General features: G+C 36.6%; 11 protein-coding genes. 6 read left to right on the plus strand and 5 right to left on the minus strand.

Annotation, left to right across the window (positions count from 1 at the left end):
• Position 1 precedes the first annotated feature (1 nt).
• Complete coding sequence (locus NQT69_RS12590) at positions 2-2,029, plus strand: DNA phosphorothioation-associated putative methyltransferase (RefSeq protein ID WP_256828015.1); 2,028 nt, start codon at positions 2-4, stop codon at positions 2,027-2,029.
• 14 nt (positions 2,030-2,043) lie between these two features.
• Here the strand turns inward: NQT69_RS12590 and NQT69_RS12595 are convergent, their stop codons facing one another.
• The 4 genes from NQT69_RS12595 to NQT69_RS12610 are packed head-to-tail and all read right to left on the minus strand — an operon-like array spanning position 2,044 to position 8,703.
• Positions 2,044-4,323, minus strand: a complete 2,280-nt coding sequence (locus NQT69_RS12595) for a DUF262 domain-containing protein (protein ID WP_256828016.1) — start codon at positions 4,321-4,323, stop codon at positions 2,044-2,046.
• The gene (locus NQT69_RS12600) at positions 4,320-5,249 is read right to left on the minus strand and encodes a phospholipase D-like domain-containing protein (protein WP_256828017.1); all 930 of its coding nucleotides are present in this window, start codon (positions 5,247-5,249) and stop codon (positions 4,320-4,322) included. Before NQT69_RS12600 ends, NQT69_RS12595 begins: the two co-directional genes overlap by 4 nt.
• The gene (locus NQT69_RS12605; RefSeq protein WP_256828018.1) at positions 5,249-7,057 is read right to left on the minus strand and encodes an ATP-binding protein; all 1,809 of its coding nucleotides are present in this window, start codon (positions 7,055-7,057) and stop codon (positions 5,249-5,251) included. Before NQT69_RS12605 ends, NQT69_RS12600 begins: the two co-directional genes overlap by 1 nt.
• Positions 7,057-8,703 (minus strand): DEAD/DEAH box helicase, encoded by a 1,647-nt coding sequence (locus NQT69_RS12610; RefSeq protein ID WP_256828019.1) that lies wholly within the window; start codon positions 8,701-8,703, stop codon positions 7,057-7,059. The genes NQT69_RS12605 and NQT69_RS12610 overlap by 1 nt, the downstream gene beginning before the upstream one ends.
• A 274-nt stretch (positions 8,704-8,977) precedes the next feature.
• Between NQT69_RS12610 and NQT69_RS12615 the strand changes: the two genes are divergently transcribed.
• The 3 genes from NQT69_RS12615 to NQT69_RS12625 are packed head-to-tail and all read left to right on the plus strand — an operon-like array spanning position 8,978 to position 14,184.
• Entirely contained in the window at positions 8,978-9,913 is a 936-nt protein-coding gene (locus NQT69_RS12615; protein WP_256828020.1) for a DUF4007 family protein, read from the plus strand.
• The gene (locus NQT69_RS12620) at positions 9,906-13,295 is read left to right on the plus strand and encodes a hypothetical protein (protein ID WP_256828021.1); all 3,390 of its coding nucleotides are present in this window, start codon (positions 9,906-9,908) and stop codon (positions 13,293-13,295) included. The genes NQT69_RS12615 and NQT69_RS12620 overlap by 8 nt, the downstream gene beginning before the upstream one ends.
• Entirely contained in the window at positions 13,288-14,184 is an 897-nt protein-coding gene (locus NQT69_RS12625) for a phosphoadenosine phosphosulfate reductase family protein (RefSeq protein WP_256828022.1), read from the plus strand. The genes NQT69_RS12620 and NQT69_RS12625 overlap by 8 nt, the downstream gene beginning before the upstream one ends.
• Positions 14,185-14,196: 12 nt before the next feature.
• Here NQT69_RS12625 and NQT69_RS12630 read toward each other — a convergent pair whose 3' ends face one another.
• On the minus strand, positions 14,197-15,318 hold the full coding sequence (locus NQT69_RS12630) for a cysteine desulfurase family protein (RefSeq protein WP_256828023.1): 1,122 nt from the start codon (positions 15,316-15,318) through the stop codon (positions 14,197-14,199).
• A 439-nt stretch (positions 15,319-15,757) separates the two neighbouring features.
• Here NQT69_RS12630 and NQT69_RS12635 point away from each other — a divergent pair, with 439 nt between their 5' ends.
• Both NQT69_RS12635 and NQT69_RS12640 read left to right on the plus strand, forming a co-directional pair.
• Complete coding sequence (locus NQT69_RS12635) at positions 15,758-16,057, plus strand: helix-turn-helix domain-containing protein (protein WP_256828024.1); 300 nt, start codon at positions 15,758-15,760, stop codon at positions 16,055-16,057.
• Positions 16,047-17,252, plus strand: a complete 1,206-nt coding sequence (locus NQT69_RS12640; protein WP_256828025.1) for a type II toxin-antitoxin system HipA family toxin — start codon at positions 16,047-16,049, stop codon at positions 17,250-17,252. The genes NQT69_RS12635 and NQT69_RS12640 overlap by 11 nt, the downstream gene beginning before the upstream one ends.
• Positions 17,253-17,931 lie beyond the last annotated feature (679 nt).

Here is a 17,931-nt window from a genome sequence, read left to right on the forward strand (position 1 = left end):
TATGAACGCAGAGCAATTTAAGCAACTTGTAAAAAAAGTAAAAACAGCCAAAAAGCTACCTGATGCCATTTATTTTCACAAAGATGCATTTACTGATGCCCCTGCAGAATTAATCAAATTTATTAAAGTTGTTGCTCAAGCCCTTAAAGTAGATGAAGCCGATTACGATCTTATAAAGCTATTTAAAAACGACTTCAGGCTTTCGCTTTTAAGTTACCCTTCTTTTTATGAAGACTCATACCCGGCACTAAAGCAAAGTGTTACTGTTGATTTAGCAAAGCTTAGTCATAAAATCACTAATTACGATAACAGCGAAAACCCACCTATTTTGCACCGAAAAGAAACCATGGTTTCGCCAACTAATAAGCACTATCAATTATTTTGTGATGTAACAGCTGAAGGTGAGCAGGCAGGCTTATACGAAAACACTCGTATGATCGGCTTTAAAGGTTCGTGGGAGCGTTTGATTGCTAAAAAAGGATATGAACTCGTTGATGGGCGTTTGTTTCGTAGCTCTACTGTACAAAGTCCTGATGACGATAAAACTATAGACAGGCATTTAACTGCAATTGTTCGCCATGAACTTTCTGCCCCTCTAAAAACATTAGCTAAAAATGGCTTTTTAAATGGCGACTATTCAATTTTTGATTACGGTTGTGGCCGAGGTGATGATTTACGAGAGCTCGAAGCGCACGGAATAGATGCCCTAGGTTGGGATCTAAACTATCGTCCTGATGCGGACAAAGTTATTTCTGACATTGTAAATATTGGTTTTGTAATAAATGTAATAGAAGACCGCGACGAGCGGATAGAAGCACTATTAGGTGCATGGGAACTTTCGCAAAAGTTATTGGTTGTATCTGCAATGTTAGGTAACGAATCACTTGTGAATCAGTTTCAGCCATATAAAGACGGTGTGATTACAAGCCGGAATACTTTTCAAAAATACTATACGCAAGCTGAGCTTAAAGCGTTTATAGAAATGAGCGTTGACGAAAACGCGATTGCTGTGGCTCCTGGTATTTATTACATATTTAAAGATAAGCAGCTTGAACAACACTTTTTACAAAACCGCCATAAACGTACTTATAAGTGGCAACACCTAACAGCACCAGAACCCGTAAATGAAGAACAAGCACGAATTTTATTTACCCAGCACCAGCAGCTTTTTGAATCGTTTTGGCTCACATGCTTAACCCTTGGCCGCTGCCCAGCAAACAATGAGTTTGCGCAAAGTGACAAAATAAAAGAAGTGATAGGCTCTAATAAAAAAGCACTGCAACTCGTTTTAAAATGGTTTGAAGAAGACGAGCTAAAAACAGCAGAAACCATGCGTAAAGAAGATTTACTCCTCTACTTTGCACTTGCCATGTTTGAAAAGCGGAAGCCTTACACTCAACAACCAGAAGACTTAAAGCGTGATATAAAAGCATTCTTCGATACTTACAAAATTGCACAAAACCAAGCCACTGAACTGCTCTTTCAAATAGCAGATAGCGCATTAATTGAGTCTTTATGCCTAGAAGCAGAAAAAATATTACCCGCAGGTAAAGTCGATTTTGAAAACGGCCAACCTCATGCGCTAACGCTACACAAAGACTTTATTACCTTATTACCAATTGTGCTACGCGTATATATTGGCGCGGCCCTACAAATGTATGGTGAGCTTGATGATATTCAGCTTATTAAAATTCACATACATTCGGGTAAGGTAACACTACTTGGTTATGAAGGATTTTATGACTCACCTCTTCCACAGTTAAAAGAGCGCGTAAAAATAAAAATGGCAGAGCAAGACGTTGATTTTTTTGATTATGTAATCGAAGAAAAACGCCCTCTACTTCTCAATAAAATTGATTACATTGACGATACGTTTGACGATTACAAAAAACAAAAGGCGTTTAATAAACTCCTTTGTAATGAAGTTATGATTGACATAAATACTACATATAGTTTAAATAAACTACTTAGTGACTTGAACGCTAAGAAAATAAAAGTAGCCGGGTACCGGTTACTTTTATTAGCTTAAAAATCACCCTTAGTTTACTTAAGGTTTAGCCATGAATCAGCCTCACTCCACAATAGTTCACTAAGATTTTTAGTTCTTTTTTCTATTACTTTTAAATCCCAAGATTTTTCTTGAACAAGGGGAGTTAAAAAATCTAAATAATCGCTAACTAAAAGATCCTTTTTTACTTTTTCAGGTATGTTTAAACCTACTTTACTTGCAGCTGTAATCGCACCAGAAAGTGTAGTTTCGCACCTTTGAGTAAAGCAATTAAAATAAGCCTTCTTTTGATCCCAATTCTTATTTGCTACATTTAAATTTTCTTTTTTCGGAAGTAAAGTAAGGTTACCTATAGTATTTATTGTATCTAAATCATCGTAAATAGCGGGATCCCAAGTGCTTGTACTATTTACATTCTGAGGAGCCGTATGCTCAATCGTTGCAGAACGTTTTGAATGCCAAACATCTAAAGTCATAAACTCATTAACATTAGACCTTGCTGTTCGTTCAAGTATTTCTTTGTTTTCATTCCACTGTGTTTTGTTATTGGCTAATAAAAGAAACATTTTTGCAATTGGACCTGAAGCTTTATAAATATTAGACTTCTTAGTGTATTTGAACCACTCATCAAAGGTACCTATCTTTTTAGCTTCAAGGTGGGCTTTAAGTACACAACAAAACTCTTCTATAGTAGGCAAGGAACTATGATTGAAGTTTAAAGGCTTATCTACTTCAGCCACCTTTATACTCTTCTTCTTTTTATAACCATGGGACATTATCTCTCTATATGCATGGTCAATCCTATTTGTCCCGCTAAATGCTACCCTCCAGATCAGTGTAAATGCGGTAATAGCTTTTGTTATTTGAGAAAACGTACTGAAATCACCTGATTGCTTAGCAGCAATATAATATCTAGTTAAAATAGGAACAGTTAAAGTTTTATTAGCACTTCTTAAAAATTCAATACTTGTTAATACAACATCTCTATCTGGACAACCATTTAAAGAGTTATTTAATTCAGTAGCTTCCCAAATTTCTTTTCTAAATAACACTAACTCTTTAAGGTTAAAAATAAACTCAGAGATTTCCTGTTCAGATTTTAGTGTTTCTACTTGATCCCTGAGGTACTTCCTTTGAACCGATAAATTCTTTCCAATTGTTTCTCCGGAATACAATAGTGCAAAGCTAATAAGTAAATTTTGAGTAATAACTTGCTTCTCTTCCTCTCCTTTATTTCCAATATACTCCTCAACAATTGAAAAATGCACTTTCGTATTTGAAACATAAAACCCTTTTTTATTATTTTCTAACGTATTTACTACACCAATAAGTTTAGGTTTAAATGTTTCAATTGCAGTTAAGGGCTCACCAGTAGCATTTAAGGATTCGAATACTTCAAAGGCATACTCATCAGAAGTCACAACTTTCGTTAGAACTACTTTATCGGTGATGTATTTTCCTAATAATATTGATAAAAGTACGCTTTTGTACTCTTCATTTTGTAAATTGGCGAATGATGATTCTAGTCCAACCATCTCTTCATGGTATTTATATAATTGTTCTTGAATATTTTTACTAAATGATAAAGATAGAATATTTTCTATGTGAAGATAATTATCTTCAGCTTCTTCACTAACCATTTTATTAAGAAGTGATTGAATATATGCAAGTCTAGAATTCAGTTCTACCTTTCCATTATCATCTTTATTACCAACTAACCTAAAAGTAAACGTTTCTGTTTTGTTGTCAAAAATATGTTTTGCGTATTCATGAAGCAAAAAAGAAACCGCAGAACGATAAGAGCAATCATGCTTTTCATTACCCCAAATATCTGTATCTCTCGTGATTATTGGTTGAAGATCATAAACATCATCAGACATAGCATGATCATCAAAGATACATTTTTTCAATATTTGTAATGTTTTTTTTATCTCATCAGTGAAGGGCTTATTATTTAGTTTGGAAGTTAATTTATGTGATTTAGTTCTAATATTTTCATGCAAAATTGTAAGGATTAGAACAATAGTTGTTAACCTCTGCTGTCCATCTACGATAGAAAGTATAGTACTCGGCATATCGGGGGATGAATCTACCCTAGTAACAATGATTGCTCCGAAAAAAGATAAAGTAGTAGGCTCCTTTTTAAGCCCTTCTATTCCATGACAAATATCTTCAAAGAGTCTATAAATATTTTCTTCTTTCCAACTATAACTTCTTTGATAGTCAGGTACTTGATAAGCGACCCCTGACTGCGCTAATACCTCAAATGTACTGTAGGAATCGGCTTCAAAAACATCTTTTATTTTATTTTTCATATCATTCCTTTAATTAATTTGATCACTTCACTTCTTCTGCCTGGAACGTATATTTCCATTTCGTCTTTAGCATATATTTTTATAGCCTCATATAAATTAGCTTGAATATCTTTTATATCTCTACGGTATGGAGCAGGATCATCACATAAGGCGTCATGTAATAAACTCGATATTTGACCAAAACCAAGGTCTCTATTTCCTTCATTAGCGATCAATGTAGCTTTTAACCAGCAGTATGCTTTTGAATTTTTAAATAGCGTTTGTGCATCGTCAAAATTTAATTTGTTTTTTTCGATAACAGCAAATTCAAGTGATGGGTTAATACTATATATCTCACAATACTCCCCAGGTTTCGATAAAGGAAAGTCTGATACAAACAGCTCTGTTGTTTGTGGCAATATCTCTTCAGGCCATACCGCAGGTAACTCTGTTTCAGGCGCATTATCAAGTTGTTCTAAAAAACTCTGCATTTTATCAAGCATATTTAGTGATAAATCAGTGGCTGATTCAACTATTTTATTAATAAATGCTTTGGATTGTTCACAGGCATTTACTCTACTACACGACTCTAAATTACCATTATTAACTAACGCTAAACCTTTGCCCGTTAAATTAGCGCTACCATTAAAAATAGTATCGTGATCTATTTGATAAATTTTTGCGTGCAGATTTACGAGTGCTTTGACTTGGTAGCCGTTGTTAATACAATCTCGCAGTGCATTTAAGTCACTTGCACCCTTTGCAAAATCAATCGGTGTAAAACGACCTACCAAGTGAACTTTAGGTTTGTTGTTAGAAGTTAATTGACCCAACCAGCGAGTCGCTGGTTGGGTCATAAAAGCAGATATTATAGTTAAATTTTTACAGCTAGGTAATAACTCTTCGAGCTGAATTGTAAGCTCAGTATTTGAGATTAAGCTCGACATTAAAAATCATCCAACTCATCATCCTCTGGGCCTTGAAGAAATTCACTAATAACTAAACCCCATTCTCGGCGAATAGTATTTAAATAGGCTAAGCGTCTCTCATCTGTAGTTTCATTCATCACTCGTGCAAAACCTGCAATTGTAGTTTGCATGATTTCAAGTTCATCACCATCTAGCTTACTGACCAGCTTTTGATAAAAAACGTGGTTGGTATTGAATAATACAAGCGTTAAACCTTTACTTGTTGATACGTCAAAAAAGGCTTCAGAATCTCGTGCTACGTCTTCGATTAAAAAACGGTTTCCTGTAAGGATGAGTCGCTCAGCTTTTTCTTCAGCTTCTTCATCACTCATTCCACCGGCTTTTTTAAGGTGGTCAACAACATCTTCCTTCTTTAGCTCTTTTGGTGTTTCTTCTTTAGTCTTATGGCCATGAGTCTCACGATGTGCAGAGCCTTGTGTTGCTTTAGATGCAGCACCTTCAGAAACAGTTTTAGGCTCATCACCTTTTACGGCTTTACCATCTACATTAATTGTATCTAATGCTTTAGTAAGAGCTGACACTTGCTTTTTGATAACGGCAACGACTTTTAATACTTGTAATAAAGAGTCTGAGTTTTCTTCTAAGTCTCTTAAGTACTCTTGCTCAGAATCGAATCCTGCTTGAGTAAAAATAGTTTTCATTTCATAAGGAATTAAACGAATTGCATCTTGCTTATTATTCGTTACACCAAACACAGCATCAAGCGTTGGCGGGAAGGATACTTCAATACCAATAAAACGCCCTTTACTTTCTCTTAAAGCAGAAGTTAAGAATGAATCTCTTAAAACTAACTCTCGATTAGCACGAACAATTGAAACCCCAACATTTTTGCTGCAATGCTTACCCCAAGTAGTACCGCCTAACTTGCCAACAGTATCCTTTAAAATACGATTTGATATATTCTTTTTAACCATTGAGGTGATAACAGTTACATCATCTCGTTTAGGCTCACCATTTTCATCAATGTACTCAACAGATATTACTTCTTCATCCATTTTTTCAAAAAACGCTTCATTTTTATAACTACCAGGTAATTCTGGTAGTGAAGTATTCTTTTTGAGATACATAGGGTCATTAGCTTTAAAGGTTTCTTTATCGTAAACATCAAGCCTTTCGTCAGCTGATTTACGATAAGTAATGCTTTCTATTTTTATGTTGTCATCACTAATGAAATTACGATACATACGACCTACTAAATGTTCGCAATGACGGTAAATGGATTTTCCCGTTTTCCAGCTTAAGCGGTCAAGCTTGGACCAAATAATTAATGTGCCAGATTCTGGTCTTTTAGTAAAAAATGCTTTTTCGTACTTGGTTGGAATTGCTTTTGCGGTGGGCATTGGCACTTCTTCAAGCGCACCACTTTTCATTTCATCAACATCTAAATAAGTGTGGTGAGGCTCCCCACCGGCTTGCCAACTCCATACATCAACGCGCTTACACTGTGAAATGGATGAATTTGGTAAACCCATACCAAACTTACCCATACCGCCCGTATCTTTACGGTGTGTACCGCCACCAAATTGCATAGCAACTCTAAGAGTATCGATATCCATACCCACACCATTATCCCAAAGGGAGATTTCTGATACGGTATAATTTTTACGGGCTTTTAGTTGTTCTTCTATAAAACCAACTTCTACACGGGTGGCCGTTGCTTGTAAGCTATTATCGATAAGTTCAGCTAAAGCGTATGCTGTATTGTTGTAACCATTATCCCTTAATGACTCAATAACAGTCTCAGCACTTAAAAATCTATTACTCATTAGTTTATATCCTTTTCTGCCCACATATCATTCCAATAACCAAATGCGAGGCTAATACTTTGAAACTCAGGTATGTTATCCATTACTGTATAAATATTGCATTCTTTGTTACCGCCGCTTTTATAGCCACGCATAGCACGGCCCGCCATTTGCAAATACTGAACTAAGGAGTTCATTGGCTTAGCAATTACAGTAACGTTAGTTTTAGGTGCATCAAATCCTGCTGTTAGTACATTAAAATTAACAAGAACTTGTAGCTCACCATTTTTATATTGCGCTATTTTTGCTCTGCGGCTCTCTACTGTGTCATTTTTACTATCAATAGAAGCTGCTTTTATACCTTGATAAGCAAGTGCAGTGGCAAGGTTAATTCCGTGATCAACGGTGCAGGCAAAAACAATGATTTGTGACCCAAGCTTACATTCATCAATAATAGCACTGAGGATCTGACGATTTCGCTCTATGTTATTTGCTAACGTCGTCATTGTTTCTACACCGCCTGCATCTCTTAGTTCATATGCAGCAATACCGGAGTGGTCATAGTTTAACGACTTAAAGTTTGCTTTAGCTAGATAACCCTTTTCAACCAAGTAATCTATTGGGGATAGATAACCTGATATTTGCATAGAAACTTTATTGTTGTAGAAAAAATTAGCTAAACGAGCATCTTCTTCGGATAGCCCATCTTCAGAGTAGCTTCTGCCAGGAGTGGCAGTTAAACCAATTAAGTCAGCGTGAAATGCTTTGTCATCAATAAAGTCTTGAACAACTTCTTGAAACTTAGGAGCTACGGCCTTGTGGGCTTCATCAAAAATTACTAATGTTACTTTTTCAGCCAACTTGCTATATAAAAGTTGTAATTGTCTAGAATCACTTTTTCGTAGACTTAAAAACTTGTGTAAACCACCCACAACAAACCCAGAATCAATACCACTTAGACTTTCTGTGGAGCTTGAATAAAAGCCATAAAGAGAAGTAGACCTGTTACCTAAAGATTGCCAAGCTTTCGCAAACTCAGTATATGCTTGAGAACAAAGTTCCTCTCGGTCTGCAAGCCAAAGTACCAAGTTATTTTCAGACTGCCTTAAATGTTCGGCAGCTATATTCATTGCCGTGCGTGTTTTACCAGCCCCTGTTGGCAAGTGAATTAAGACACGTTTTTTTTCTTGGTTAAGCTGAGAAAAGACCTGTTTACTAATGTTTTGCTGATAAGGATAAAGCCCATAATTTGGCTCAATACACGTTATGCTTTCTAAGCCATTATCTTGCTCTAATTGACTTTCATACAATGCAGAAAGCTCTAGTAAATCAGCAAATTTATCAGGGTTATCATCAGCCCAACTTATTATCGCATCATAGTATTTTGGGGTAACATTTTTTGCTTCAAGTCCAAAGCTTGGAAACAGCTCAGCTAACTGCTCTGCAGATAAACGATCAATGAGTTTATTGCGCAATTGCGAATCAAAAATAAAGTCGACCTGTTTAACACTCGCGACTATACCGGCCAGCTTGTTTTTATTATAGGAGCTACTTTCAGATATCTGATTATCTTTTGCATCAAGTTGAAGTGCGAAATTTATTGAGTTTTTTGGGAGAAAACTTAATAGTTCATCTTCAGAAAAGTTTAATAGAATTTTTGCCAGCATATTTATTTAATCCTTTAATATAAATCAATATGATAGCTTCCATTCACTTAGAGCCTATAGGTACAAAGTCAGGCTAAATCACTTGATTATTTATCTTTATATTCAAAACTTTACAATAAAGACCTTACATCTACAAGGGTGTTGAGATAAATTTAATTAAACTGTATAAAGGTACAGTTTTTTTACTGATTAATTACCTAGAAGTCTTCCTCTTAATCTTAATTCACGTTAATATCGCCGCTTGGACAATTTCTCCAGAGGCACTCAAAAAGCTATGAAAGCTAAGTTTACAGGTCACGATACTTTCCCTCTGCGCTATGGATGGCTATTCAAAGCGGTTAATCATTTGAATTCAAATGGTAATTTCTCAAGTTCCGACGAAGAAAGTATTCGTCATTCTATTGTTGAGCTTGGCGTTGGTAAAAATATGGTTAAAGCGATTCAGTATTGGGCTGAGTCAAGCGGCATTATCGCAAGCGATAGAATAAATAATAAAACTCTTCATAATGTTACTGAGAATAAAGGGCAGTATTTGTTTGGTAATAACGGTAAGGACCCTTACCTAGAGTTACCGGGCTCAATTTGGTTATTGCACTTTTGGTTAAACTTTAATGATGAACACTTAACCGCCTATCGCTATTTTTTTAATTACTCTAATGTTCAACATTTTGAAAAATCAAAGCTGATCGATGATTGCTATGAAGATGCAAAACGCTTAGTTAAAAGCGAAGTTGGTAACGTTACGACGATAAAAAAAGACATGGATTGTTTTTTAAATATGTATAGTAAAAAAGTTAAAACAACAACGAAAAAAGTGGATGAAGACCATTTTACCTCCCCGCTTGCTGAACTTAATTTAGTACAGGATAACGGTCGCTCTTTTTATGTTAGCAACCTGACTGAAAGGCCTGAGTTACCTATTGAGGTATTCGTTTATGCCCTACTTGAGTTTTTTAGTGTAGAAACAGCTGAATCAAAAGTGAGTACTATTGATTTTGATTCATTACTTACTAAACCGTGTTCGCCCGGGCGAATATTTAGGTTATCAGAGTCTGGTTTAGGGCAAAAGCTCGATGAGGCTCAAGAATTCACAAACAAAAGTATTTCATGGGTAGATTCACTAGGGCTAAGACAAGTTAATATATCTGACTCAGCAAAAAACAATACTATCAATTACTTAAATGACTATTACGGCAAACACAATGTCTGAATCTCTTATTGCAATTAACCAACGATATAAAAGCTCCACTCGCATTGATGTTGATAGTGCTAATTTAAAACCTTTTATAGACGACTTTATTGTACATGGCACAGCAATAAATGTACTCGATACTGTTAGCCGTGAGTTCGAGGGAAGTACTCAAAGAGCGTATACAATCACGGGCCCTTATGGCTCAGGTAAATCGACTGTTGCTCTGTTTTTATCGTGCTTATTGTCAACTGATTCTGAACAACGAAATTACGCACTAAGCAAGTTAAATAGCTCTCAAAAAGTAATAACTGAGTTTGATGATAGGTTTAAAATTACAAACGGTTGGAAGACCATTAAACATGTCTGTGGCCTTGAGGCACCTGCAAATAGTATTCTAATTAGCTTATTGAAAGCGTTTAATGTTAAATTCAACGCGGAAGATGTACTCGCTCTTGATGATGATAAATGTTTAGCAAAGATAAAATCTCTTCTACAAAAACAAAATGAAAACGAAGACGGTGTTTTAATTTTACTCGATGAAATGGGTAAAGCTTTAGATTATCAATCACGTGCAAATAAAGATTTACATTTATTTCAGTCTCTCGCTGATATTGTTCAACAAGCTAAACGCCCTGTGTTGCTGGTTGGCTTTTTGCACCAAGCATTCTCTGATTACGCTAAAAATAAAGATGTAAAAACGCAACAAGAGTGGAGCAAGGTTCAAGGCCGATACAGAGATTTAAGTTTTAATCCTTCTATTGATGAATCTTTAGTGCTGGTTGGTGATTCAATTTTTAGAGCTCCGAAAATTGTTAATGCGCTTGAATCTAAATATGAAAATTTAGTTGATGTTGTAAGTTCAGCATTTGCGAACCAAAACAAAAATGTTGATGCATTAAGCAATACACTTCCTTTAGACCCTATTGTTAGCTTATTACTTGGCCCTGTTTCTCGTCGTCGCTTTTCTCAGAACGAACGCAGTCTGTTTGGCTTTTTAGCGTCACATGAAAAATATGGATTCAGAGAGTTTTTAGAGGCAGAATATGGTGAGCTTAATGAAGAATTAAGTTTATATCGCCCTGAAATGTATTGGGACTATTTGCATCATAACTTGCATCATTTAATTGTTACTTCTCAAGATAGCAAAGCATGGTTAGAAGGTTGTGATGCCATTTATAGAGCTGAACAAAAAGGCGGTGAACTACATACTGCTATTACTAAACTAATCGCTCTACTCACTATTTTTGGTTTCCATCATCAACTACATGCTAAACGCGAATTTATAAAAAAATATTTTGTTAGCCGCGGTTATCAAGCCGCGGAAATAATGCAATGTTTGAACGATCTTGAGACTTGGACGGTTATAATTTACCGACAAAAACACGATGCTTTGTTTGTGTTTCAAGGTAGTGATATCGATATTAACAGCTTAATTAATGATCGCATTGAAGCAATAAGCTATGGTGTTGATTGGACTGAAATATGTGATATACCGCAAAATATCTTAGCAACTGCACATTACCATAAAACAGGCACTATGCGTTGGGCAACTACAAAGCTGATAAACAAATATGATGTTGCTCTTATTAAACCATTTATTACCCCCCCTAAAACGGGTGAAGCTTTCGCTACATTTATTCTATGTGTGAATGAGGATATTGCTAAAGCATTGAAACCTCATGAAGAATCAATGCCCTTTAGTATTGTTGGTAAATTTGGAGATTTTTCAAATCTTAAAAATGCTGCAATTGAGTTAATCGCTTTAAAGCAGATACTTAAAGACGAGAAGAAAATAGCTCATGACCTCATTGCTAAAAACGAACTTGAGAACCGAATTAAATTTGCACAAACAAATGTAGATCATGAGCTGCAGTATGTTTATAAACATGCTGACTGGTTTCATTGTGGTAAAAAGTTACAAGCAGCACCTTTAACATCTATCGCCTCAAAAATTGCAAATGAGCTATTTAGTAAATCTCCTGTAGTCATAAATGAGCTAGTGAATCGTTCAAAACCTTCTGGTAGTGCGAATAGTGCTATCCGTAAGTTAATGAATGCCATGTTTGAACAAGGTGATGAAAAAGATCTCGGTTTTGATGAAAAAGCTTTTCCGCCTGAAAAAGGCCTTTATCTTTCTTGCTTAAAAAGCAAAGGGTGGCACTGTGAAACTTCTGAGGGATTTTTGTTCCCAAGCGAGTGGAGTAAAAATTCACAAGAAGCTAACCCTGAAATGTATGAACTATTTAAGAGTGGCTTTAATTTTATAAAAGAGAACTCAAAGAACAAGCAGGTTACATTAGCTGAGCTCTATGAATTTTGGATGCTACCACCGTTTGGCTTAACTGCAGGTTTGTGCCGTATTTATGGCTTAGCTTTACTTAAGTCTCTTGAAGGGCAAGTTGCTTTTTACGATTGGGATTCGACGAACCAGTTTATTTTTATTCCTGAACTTGATGAAGAGCTAGTAAATAAAATTTACAAACACCCAAGTGAAGCTGGTGTTCGATATTTTGAGATATCTGAAATACAAAGCCATTTATTAGAAAACTTAGCACAGGCGACACTTGGTGAAACAAAGAATGACGCTGCTATTTTAAACATCGCTAAGCATATTGTAGGAATTGTTCACAAACTACCTACATGGGTCAAAAAAACCAGTGGCGAAAGTTTTACTGGCGATAAAGGTAATGGTTTAACAAAACAAGCTCGTGACTTTAGAAATAAAGTTATAGCGGCAAATGACCCATATAAACTAATTTTAGATGATCTTCCTGCTGTATTTGGGTTTAAGAAAGATGATCCTGCACTTGAAGATAAGCTTGGCAATTATTTAAAAACAGCTATTGAAGATTTAAGTGCTCAGCACGATATTTTACTAAGTGGTTTTAAGCAAATTATAATTCAAATGTTAGGTGAAGACTTTAATCAAGCTTTAAAAGAGCGCTGTGATTTTGTTGAGAAAATTGCTAAGCGACCTAATGTAAAAGAGCTTGCAAAACGGATTTCACAGCACATTGATGGTAAAACAAAATTTGAATTTATTATTAATTTAGCCGCAGGTACACCTGAGCGTAATTGGACCGATAAGCATTTGCGTAATGGCCTTGATGAGTTACAAAACTTATGCGTGCAATTTAGGCGCATTGAGTCCTTCGGTAATATTCAAACTCAAGGTAACTCTAAACCACTTGCATTTATCACTACTGATAATGAAGGCAATCATCAAGAGTTTGGTGGATTTATTAAGCACGATTTAGAACAAGATAAAGACGTAACAGCTGCTGTTGATAATATTCATACAACGATTGCTAATATGCCTAAAGAAAAACAGCTTGCAGCATTAACGAGCTTGTTAACTAACTTGATGGAACATAGTGAGTCAGAGGTAGCTGATGACTGAAAAAGTTAAACACGTACTTGGGCTTTCTGGCGGTAAAGATAGCAGTGCTTTAGCGTTATTTGTTAAAGAAACATACCCAGAATTAGATGTAGAATACTTTTTTACTGATACTGGGTATGAGCTACCAGAAACCAACGAGTTTATTGATAAGCTCGAAGAAAAGCTTGGTTATATTCACCGCCTAAATGCGCGCTCTTTAAATAATATTGAAGGGCGCGGCGAAAAAGATTTTGCGCATCTTTTAAAGGAGCATGGTAACTACTTACCTTCACAAAGAGACCGCTGGTGTACCGTGCAAATGAAGCTAAAACCATTTGAACAATGGTTAGATGCTTTCATTAGGGATGGATATAAAATAAAGAATTACGTGGGTATTCGTGCCGATGAGCCTGAGCGTACTGGCTATATGACAATAGAAAAACCAATAGAGTCAGTATTCCCATTTAGAGAGCATGGCATTGTTCGAAGCGATATAGAAAATATTCTTCAACGCAATGGTTTAGAATTACCCGAATATTACAAGTGGCGTTCTCGTTCAGGATGTACTTTTTGTTTTTACCAAAGGAAAATTGAATGGGTAAAGCTTATGGAGAAGCACCCTGATTTATTTGAAGAAGCAAAAGCATTCGAAAAAGGTGATGAAAATAATACGACCGTTGGTGAACGTTTTTATTGGATGGGGCAAGGCCAGCCTCTAGAGACCCTTGAAGACCCTGCAGTTCAAAAGCGTATTATTGAAAATCACGAGAAAAAGGTTGCACGTTTTAACAAAAAGAAACGTAGAAATGCACTATTAGGTGATTTTGAAGGATATTGTGAATTTAATGAGCTCGATGATATTTATGATGAAGCAGAAGGCGGTGGAGCCTGTGTAACTTGTTATAAATAATAGGAAGCGGCTTCAATAAGCCGCTTTTTTTATAGCTGTAACTAAGAAATCTATGTCTTGTTTTGTTACTTCATGCGTGAAGCTAATCCTAAAGGTATGTTCAGCTTGTTCTCTTAATAAACCTAATGAAGTTAGTACATGTGAAGCTTCAATCTCTTTTGAAGAACATGCAGAACCTTGAGCAAGGCACAGGGAACTTTCATTATCACGTACTAAAAGGGTTACATTCGTATTCGGTAAAGATAGGGAAAGAATATGTGGTAGTGTGCTACCGTACCCATTTATAGAGTGTTCAATTTCATTTTCCTGTAACTTTTTAAAGAAATATGACTTAGGATCTTCACTAATAAAATAGTTATACACTTGAGGAAACAATTCAATAGCTTTACCAAAACCAATAATCAATGGCGCTGCAACAGTCCCTCCCCTCAAGCCATCCTCTTGACCGGCACCATGTATCACAGGTTGAAGGCTACGTTTTCTAAGGTCACGAATATAAACTGCACCAATCCCTTTAGGCCCTCCAACCTTATGTGCAGAAAATGACATCACATCTATATTCATATCATCAACGTCAATTTCAGTTTTACAAAAACTTTGAGCCGCATCAGAATGAAAAATAATGCCTTTTGAAAAACAATGTTCACCAATTTCAGCAATGGGGTTAATTGTGCCTAGTTCATTATTTACATGCATAATAGACACAAGGGCTGTATCTTCTCTTATTGCTGCTTTAACATTTTCTACTGTAATAACACCATTAACATCAGGTTCAACAAGTGAAATTTCATATCCTAACTTTTGAAAGTAATCACAGATAGCAAAAATACATTTGTGCTCAATTGATGAGATCACAATATGCTTTTTATGCGACAGGCTTTCGTCATTTAAAAGTAAACTTTTAAAGGCAACATTATTAGATTCAGTTGCACCACTAGTGAACACTATTTCACTTGGAAAAGCCCCTATTTCATCAGCTAAAAGTTCGCGTACTTTATTGACCTTTGTGAGTGCAGACTCACCTAATAGGTGACTAGAAGCAGAGTTTGCATAGCAGTTCTCAAATGCATCTAACAGTGACTTTTTTACTTCTGGTAAAATTGGATATGAGGCGGCTGTATCAAGGTATATCATTTAATAAATCCTTCATTTGAGGGTTTAAGAATAACATAAAGAGAGTAGCCCTTAACCCATTTAACAGCTTACTTTTAAAATAATGCTAAGACACACTCCATTTCCCCGTGATCACTCCTGAAACTGAGTTAATGATGAATAATTTACAGCATGGATGCTGTAAAAAGCGTAGCTTGGCCATGGATGGCCTATCTACGCTGATTACATTCACATCATTAACGACTGTTGAAGATCAAGTGTGATCCTCGGTGCGCCGTGGGGTTCCAAGGGGCGGACGGCGGTATTCGCCCCTTGGTTGCCGCCAGCAACCTGGCAAAAGCCTCGAATAGAGGTTTTAAAACAATCACAGTATCAATAAGATTTATAAACCTCCTTGCAAACAAACTAAATACCGCTAAACTAATCATTAAATAGCTATTGACTGATTTAGCGTTCACTTATGAGATCTGAACAAGCATTAAAACTGGCACAGCGATTGGGGGATCTAATCCGCCAACACCGAACTCTACATTACACACAAAACACTTTTGCCAAGATGATTGGCGTGTCGCGCTCAACTGTACAAAAGCTTGAACAAGGTGAAGTTGTTAAAAGCGATATATTGTTTGAAGCATTAGTCGTGTTGCAACTACAAGGGTCACTGCTCGATGAAATAAACGAGCTGGCCGCTGATGTTGGTGGGTACAATGCACGGCAACGTAAAACTCATAAAGCGCAGGTGATTAACGATGACTTCTGAATGTTATGTTTTTATAGATGGGCTAGAAACCAAACCCGTCATTTGTGGCTTTTTTAAGTTAGATACTAAAACTGGTCGTGGTGAATTTAACTATGGTAAAAGTTATCTTGCTCGCACTGATGCCTTTGCACTTGATCCAATCCATCTGCCTTTGCAGCAAGGTATAGTAAGCTATAGCGCAAATAAAGGTGTATTTGGCGTTTTAAGTGATGCTGGTGCTGATTCGTGGGGACGTAAGCTAATTTTATCTTTGCATACAACCAAACCACAAAATGAGCTGGAGTTTTTACTTGCAGGCTCAGGCTATGGCGTGGGCGCACTGGTATTTAGCTTATCGCGCAGTGCCTCTAAACATAAAACCAATAAAAATACTTTGGCTGATTTAGCATTGCTGGATCAAGCAAAAGATGATCTTTTAGCTAATAAAGCTATTTCAAATGAGGCTAAAAAGGCATTTGAATTTGGTCAAAGCATGGGCGGCGCACGGCCCAAAACCTCAGTGCAAATTGGCAACAAACTTTATTTAGCAAAGTTTAATCGTCAAGATGATTTATTCAATTTAGTGCGCGCTGAACACGCAGCCATGTGTATGGCGAAAGAGTTAGGTATTCGTTGTGCGAATACTCAAATTCATGAAACAGAAAATGGTGATGTACTCCTTGTGGAACGCTTTGATGTAAGCGCGGGCTTACCTACTCATCACTTTTTAAGCGCAAATAGCTTACTACAAAAACCTAAAGTGGCTATGAGTGATTTAGCAACTTACTATAGTTACGGTGAATTGGCTGAGTTTATTCGTCACCATACTGGTGAATTTGCCAATGATGCAACTGAGCTTTACAAGCGAATGGTATTTAATGCGTTGATTGGTAATACCGACGATCATAGCCGCAACCATGCTTTTTTATATCACCTTACTAATAAAACATGGCGCTTGAGCCCAGCTTACGACATCACCCCTATAAATAACTCAAAACAACATGGTATAGGGCTTGGCGATGATGGCCGATATGCCAGTATCGACAATTTATTATCACAAGCTAAACGCTTTGGTTTAACGAGGGTAAAAGCGACAAAAATAATCAGCCAATTCAAAGACTACACGCAGCAATGGCCGAGCCACTTTAAGCGCTTTGCTGATATCAGCGATATAGATATAAAACGCTTAGAAAGTGTTATACCGGATATAGAATAGCAAGGTGCTAGGAAGTGACTAGGTGCTAGGGTCTATCGGTGTAAAAACCTATTTTTGTGGGAATAGGCTTTAGCCATGATGCTGTTTTAGATTATGTGTTAAAAGCCAATCGGCGCTAAAGCGCTCTCCTACTAATGTAGGTCGTGCTTTAGCGCGTCAATTTTCAACATTAGACATTGTCGCCATAAATGACGACCTACATCGCACTAAGCCAGCCGCGTTTTCTTCTCATTTACCCTCATTCACTGCTCTTTGTGCAAATTGGTTTAAGTGATTTATTCACCACAGAGGTCAAGAGACGCTGCGCTGATGAGATAATAAAAAAGTGACTAGGTGCTAGGTTTAATTCGTGCCCGAAGCTCGTCTCCCGAACCCCGTCACTTTGTCTTCTCACTTTATTCTCATTCACTTCTCTTTGTGCAAATAGATCCTTTAGTAATTTATTCACCACAGAGGTTAAGAGGCGCTGCGCTGAAGAGGAAGTGACGAAAAGGCGCTAAATTTTAGGAGTAATCCGCAGCTCGTTTTAAGCTTTCCTCCTAAACTAAACCATTAGCTGAACCGCTGATTAACAAGGCTTTCCACTGTATTTTGTTTACTTAACAAGCAACAACATTGCTGTAATTAGGCTGTTTTTTACACAGTTGTAATTATTGATTACAAAACGGTTCACAGTGGT

It is taken from the genome of Pseudoalteromonas shioyasakiensis (genome assembly GCF_024518675.1).
Lineage (GTDB): Bacteria > Pseudomonadota > Gammaproteobacteria > Enterobacterales > Alteromonadaceae > Pseudoalteromonas > Pseudoalteromonas shioyasakiensis_B.